The 5,676-nt window shown below is 64.1% G+C and carries 6 protein-coding genes; 3 read left to right on the top strand and 3 right to left on the bottom strand.

The window, feature by feature from the left end:
* Window positions 1–758: MFS transporter (locus A3736_RS16180; RefSeq protein WP_233999459.1), on the top strand; the 758-nt coding region annotated here is incomplete at its 5' end.
* Here the strand turns inward: A3736_RS16180 and pgk are convergent.
* The 3 genes from pgk to tkt all read right to left on the bottom strand — a co-directional run bounded on the left by pgk (window position 755) and on the right by tkt (window position 5,077).
* On the bottom strand, window positions 755–1,957 hold the full coding sequence (pgk, locus tag A3736_RS16175; protein ID WP_067685069.1) for a phosphoglycerate kinase: 1,203 nt from the start codon (window positions 1,955–1,957) through the stop codon (window positions 755–757). The two genes, A3736_RS16180 and pgk, sit on opposite strands and share 4 nt — an antisense overlap.
* A gap of 105 nt (window positions 1,958–2,062) precedes the next feature.
* On the bottom strand, window positions 2,063–3,070 hold the full coding sequence (gene gap / locus A3736_RS16170) for a type I glyceraldehyde-3-phosphate dehydrogenase (protein WP_067685067.1): 1,008 nt from the start codon (window positions 3,068–3,070) through the stop codon (window positions 2,063–2,065).
* Between the two features lie 15 nt (window positions 3,071–3,085).
* The gene (gene tkt, locus A3736_RS16165) at window positions 3,086–5,077 is read right to left on the bottom strand and encodes a transketolase (protein WP_067685065.1); all 1,992 of its coding nucleotides are present in this window, start codon (window positions 5,075–5,077) and stop codon (window positions 3,086–3,088) included.
* Window positions 5,078–5,284: 207 nt separating this feature from the next.
* On the opposite strand from tkt, the gene A3736_RS16160 reads away from it, so the two are divergent.
* Entirely contained in the window at window positions 5,285–5,491 is a 207-nt protein-coding gene (locus tag A3736_RS16160) for a hypothetical protein (protein ID WP_067685063.1), read from the top strand.
* Window positions 5,488–5,676 (top strand): cell division protein ZapA (locus tag A3736_RS16155; protein WP_156502180.1); only part of this gene is annotated, 189 nt, incomplete at its 3' end. The genes A3736_RS16160 and A3736_RS16155, both read left to right, overlap by 4 nt.

Raw genomic sequence — 5,676 nt, 5'->3', positions numbered from 1 at the left:
GCCTGGCCTTCGGATCGGTTTTGGCCGGATTCGTCGGCGAATTGGCGACGCGGCCGCTGCACACGCCGTTCCTCGTCCATCTCGCCCTGATCGCGGTGGCTTTCGGTATCCTGATGCTGAGCGCCCGGACGATTGCCAGCGACCGCAGCCGCGCGATCGATTATTCCTTCCCGCGCATTCCCGATGAGGCGCGCGCCGTATTCATTCCGGCGGCGATCGCTGCATTCGCCGCTTTTGCAGTGGGCGGCTTCTTCGGAGCGTTCATTCCGTCCTTCGCCAGCGAGGAGCTGGGGATCGACGACGCTCTGGCCATCGGGATCATCGCTGCGCTGGTATTCGCTTCGACGGTGATCGGAAATGTCGTCGCCACGAAATTGCCGGAGCGTTTCGCGCCCCTGATCGGAGCGGTCGTCCTGTTCGTGGGCGCCTGCATTCTCGGGACGGGCCTTGCCACGGCGTCGCTCACGATCCTTGCCGTGGGCGCGTTCATCGCGGGACAGGGCAACGGCATCGCGCTCCAGTCGGGGCTCAACGCCATCAAGCGCGAATCGCAGCAGGAGAACGAGACCGAGGCGGTCACGCTGTTCTTCATGCTCGCCTACAGCGCGCTGGCTTTACCGATCCTGCTGGCGGGCGTGGTGCAGCAATTCTTCAGCCTGAAGGCGACGGCGGTCGGATTTGCGATCGCCATCGCGCTTCTGGTGGGCGTGGCGATCGTGCTTCTGTGGCGCCGCCTGCGCGAAAGCGATTCCGCTTAACCGCGCAGAGCAGCGACGCCGGGCAGATCCTTGCCTTCCATCCATTCGAGGAACGCGCCGCCCGCCGCCGAAACGAAGGTGAAATCCTCTTTCACGCCAGCATGGGCGAGCGCGGCGACGGTATCGCCCCCACCCGCGACCGAGATCAGCGATCCGCTCTCCGTGAGCGCGGCGGCAGTGCGTGCTAATGCCACGGTCGCAGCATCGAACGGCTCGGTCTCGAACGCGCCGAGCGGGCCGTTCCAGACCAGCGTCCGGCAGGTCTTGAGCACGTCGCCCAAGGCTTCGACGGCCTGCGGCCCGACATCCAGGATCATCTCGTCCGAAGCGACCTCGTGGACGTTGCAGGTGCGCAAGCTGTCCGGGTTGGCGGCAAATTCCTTCGCCACCACCACGTCGTAGGGGAGATGGACGGTGCAACCGGCATGGTCCGCCTCGTCCATGATGCGGTTCGCAGTGTCGGTGAGGTCATGCTCGCACAGTGATTTACCGACATCGACACCCTTCGCAGCCAGGAACGTGTTGGCCATTCCGCCGCCGATGATCAGGTGCTGCACCTTACCGACGAGGTTGGTGAGCACGTCCAGCTTGGACGAAACCTTTGCTCCGCCGACCACGGCAGCCACCGGCTGTTCCGGCGCGCCGAGAGCGGCGTCGAGCGCCTTCAATTCCTCTTCCATCGCCCGCCCGGCATAGGCGGGGAGCAGGCGCGCGAGGCCTTCGGTGCTGGCATGGGCGCGGTGGGCAGCGCTGAACGCGTCGTTGACGTAGAAATCGCCATGCGCCGCGATCCCCTTGGCGAAATCGGTATCGTTCGATTCCTCGCCCGGCCAGAAGCGGACGTTTTCCAGCAGGCCGATATCGCCCGCTCGCAGGATGCCGATCGACTGTTCGACCACCGGGCCCATCACTTCGGGGATGAACATGATCTCCTTGCCCAGCACCGCGTCGACATCGCCCTGCACGAAGCTGGTGGTCATGGTCGAATTGCGCTGCCCCTTGGGCCGTCCGAAATGCGCGAGCAGGAGCACTTTCGCGCCCTTTTCGGTCAATTCCAGAATGGTGGGCTTGGCCGCTTCGACGCGCGTGACATCGGTGGCGGCCCCGTCCTTCATCGGCAGGTTCAGGTCCACGCGCACGAGCGCGACTTGGCCGGTAAGGTCGGCGGGGAGATCGTCGAGGGTCTTGAAGCTGCTCATCGGGTAAACCTATCCGTTCGGTTCGAGCGAAGTCGAGAACCAATGCACGCGCGTGTCTCGACTTCGCCCGACACGAACGACCCGACACGAACGGACGGGTTGCGCTTACAGGAACTTCGCCATTGCGCCCGCAGTGTCGAGCATGCGGTTCGAGAAGCCCCATTCATTGTCGTACCAGCTGACGACGCGGGCGAGCTTGCCTTCCATCACGCTGGTTTCCAGGCTGTCCACCGTGGAGCTGGCCGGCTGATGGTTGAAGTCGCTCGAGACCAGCGGCTGGTCGGTGTAATCGAGCACGCCCTTCAGCGCGCCTTCCGCCGCCGCCTTCAACGCGCCGTTCAGTTCCTCGACGCTGGTGTCGCGATTGGGCGTGAAGACCAGATCGACGAGGCTGACATTGGCCGTCGGCACGCGGACCGAGCTGCCGTCGAGCTTGCCGTTCAGATCGGGCAGGACCAGGCCGACCGCGCGCGCCGCGCCGGTGGTGGTCGGGATCATATTCTGCGCCCCGCCGCGCGCCCGGCGCATGTCGGAATGCATCTGGTCGAGCATGCGCTGGTCATTGGTGTAGCTGTGGATCGTGGTCATGAAACCGCGCTCGATCCCCACCGTGTCATGCAAGACCTTCGCGATCGGGGCGAGGCAGTTGGTGGTGCAGCTGGCGTTCGAGACGATGACATCGTCCTTCGTCAGCGTGTCGTGGTTGACGCCGTAGACGATCGTCGCGCTGACATTCTTGGCAGGTGCGGAAATCAGCACGCGCTTTGCGCCCGCCTTCAGATGCGGTTCGGCCTGTTCGTGGCTCTGGAAGAAGCCGGTGCATTCGAGCACGATGTCGATGCCCTGATCGCCATGCGGGAGGTTGCCGGGATCGCGCTCCGAGGTTACCTGGATGGTCTTGCCGTTGACGGTGATCGTGTTCTCGCCGGTTTCGACCGTGCCGGGGAAGCGGCCATGCGTGCTGTCATACTGGAACAGAAGCGCGTTCGACTTCGTGTCGGCCAGATCGTTGATGCTGACCAGTTCGAGATCGTGATCGTCCCGCTCGAGAATGGCCCGCGCCACGAGGCGGCCGATGCGTCCGAAACCGTTGATTGCAACCTTGGTAGCCATGATAGAAGCTCCTGCTTAACCGTTCAATTTGTTCATGATTTGCGGGACGATCGCGTCCACGGTGAGGCCGAATTTGGCGAACAGATCCTCTGCCGGGGCGCTTGCGCCGAAGCGGTCGATCCCGATCCTGAGGCCGTTCGTCATGGTATAGCGATCCCAGCCGAAAGTCGTCCCGGCTTCCACGCTGACGCGCAGGATCTCGCCGGGCGAAACGTTCGGCAGAAGGTCCGCCTTGTATGCCTCGTCCTGTTCGTCGAACAATTGGGTGCACACCATCGAAACGACGTCCGCGCCGACGCCCTTCTTCTCCAGCTCGGCGGCGCATTCCAGCGCGAGATGCACTTCGGAGCCGGTCGCGATCAGGATCACCTTGCGGGCATTTTCCGCCGATTTGAGACGGTAGGCGCCCTTCGCGCTCTGGCCCGTGACGCTCGCATCGGTGCGGATCTGGGGCAGGTTCTGGCGAGTCAGCGCAAGCACGGTCGGCCGGGTCTTCTCGCGCAGGGCGATTTCCCAGCACTCGGCCGTTTCGACCGTGTCGGCAGGCCGCATGACGAGCAGGTTCGGTATCATCCGCAGCGACTGCACATGCTCGATCGGCTGGTGCGTCGGCCCGTCCTCGCCCAGCCCGATGCTGTCATGCGTCATCACATAGATGGCGCGCGCCTGTTGCAAGGCGGACAGGCGGATCGCGCCGCGGCAGTAATCGGTGAAGACCAGAAACGTGCCCCCATAGGGGATGACGCCGCCATGCAGCGCCATGCCGTTCATCGCCGCAGCCATGCCGAATTCGCGGATGCCGTAATAGATGTAGCGGCCCGAACGATCGTCCGCCGTGAACGGACCGATGCCGCCCGCCTTGGTATTGTTCGATCCGGTCAGGTCCGCGCTGCCGCCAATCGTATCGGGCAGCATGGCGTTGATCTGGCCGAGCGCCATCTCGCTCGCCTTGCGGGTGGCGACCTTCTGCGGTTCGGCCATCAGCGATTGGATATAACCATCGAGGCTGAAATCCTGCGGCAGGTCGCCCGCCATGCGCCGTTCGAATTCGGCGCGTTCGTCGTGGTTTTCGATCCGCTCGTTCCATTCCGAACGCGCCGACGCGCCGCGCTGGCCGGTGCTGCGCCAGTCATCGAGAACCTCGGCAGGAATCTCGAACGGCTCCGCATCCCAGCCCAGCAGGTCGCGCGCAGCTGCGATCTCGTCACTGCCGAGAGGTGCGCCGTGCGTCGCGCTGGTTCCCTGCTTGTTGGGCGCGCCCTTGCCGATCACCGTCTTGCAGGCGACGAGCGAAGGGCGTTCGGATTCGACCGCCTCGTCCAGCGCGCGGCGGATGTCGGCGAAATCGTGGCCGTCGCATTCGACCACATGCCACCCGGTCGCTTCGTAGCGCGCCTTGATATTCTCGCTGGTCGAGAGGTCAGTCGAACCGTCGATGGTGATGTTGTTATCGTCCCACAGCACGTTCATCCGGCCGAGCTTCAAATGCCCGGCAAGGCCGATCGCTTCGTGGTTGATGCCCTCCATCAGGCATCCGTCGCCCGCGATCACCCAGGTGCGGTGATCGACCAGATCGTTACCGAAATCGGCGTTCAGGCTGCGCTCGGCAATCGCCATGCCCACCGCCATCGCCAGGCCCTGGCCCAGCGGGCCGGTTGTGCATTCGACGCCATCGAGAAGGAAGTTTTCCGGGTGACCCGCGCACGGGCTGCCGAGCTGGCGGAAATTGCGGATGTCTTCCATCGTGGGCGACGCATATCCGGCCAGATGCAGCAGGCTGTAGATCAGCATCGAACCGTGGCCTGCGCTCAGCACGAAGCGATCGCGGTCCGCCCAGTCGGGCGCCTTGGGATCGTGCTTGAGATATTCGCCCCACAGCACGGTCGCGACATCGGCCATGCCCATCGGCATGCCGGGGTGGCCCGAATTCGCCGCCTGTACCGCATCCATCGAAAGCGCCCTGATGGCATTGGCCATCCGGACCATGTTTGCGGTATCGAGGCTCATGCGGGAAACACTCCTGGGGGTGGGATCGAAAGCGTTATGACGCGCCGGGCGAATGGGCGATTCGGCGCGCGCGAAGCCTTTGCGGACTGCCCTGCCGAGGTCAAGCCGAGCGCTGAGCGTAAAGGCTCCCATGGCTGCTTCAGGAGACTTATCAACAGGTGTCGCCAAGCCTTTGCCGTATTTGCAGAACGCGCTAAAAAAGCGGCCATGGCTGACGAACGCATCACTCAAGCCCTCGCGCGGATCGACGCCGCGCTCGACAGGATCGAGACCGTTTCATCCCACCGGCCGGCAATCGCCGCGCCGGACAAGCCCGCAATGGCCGCTCTCGTTGCGCGGCACGAAAATCTGCGCGAAAGCGTGTCGGGAAGCCTCACGGAACTCGATGCCCTGATCGAAAGGCTGGAGCGATGAACGACGTCAAGCTCTCGCTCGGCAAGCGCACCTACACCATCGCCTGCGCGGAAGGGGAAGAGGACCACCTGCGCCATCTCGGCAGCATGGTGGACGAGCGCCTGTCCGCGATCGGTGCGGATCTTATGGGACAGACCGAGGCGAAGAACCTGCTCATCGCGGCGCTTATCCTGGCGGACGAAGTC

It is taken from the genome of Erythrobacter sp. HI0063 (assembly GCF_001635685.1).
Taxonomy (GTDB): Bacteria; Pseudomonadota; Alphaproteobacteria; order Sphingomonadales; family Sphingomonadaceae; genus Qipengyuania.
The sequence above is the reverse complement of the archived record's forward strand: the minus strand, read 5'-3'. Positions and strand labels throughout refer to the sequence as shown.

Excerpts from the sequence above, each read along its gene's own strand:
- A3736_RS16160 (WP_067685063.1), top strand. The coding sequence starts at position 5,285 with ATGGCTGACGAACGCATCACTCAAGCCCTCGCGCGGATCGACGCCGCG.
- tkt (WP_067685065.1), bottom strand. The coding sequence starts at position 5,077 with ATGAGCCTCGATACCGCAAACATGGTCCGGATGGCCAATGCCATCAGG.
- gap (WP_067685067.1), bottom strand. The coding sequence starts at position 3,070 with ATGGCTACCAAGGTTGCAATCAACGGTTTCGGACGCATCGGCCGCCTC.
- pgk (WP_067685069.1), bottom strand. The coding sequence starts at position 1,957 with ATGAGCAGCTTCAAGACCCTCGACGATCTCCCCGCCGACCTTACCGGC.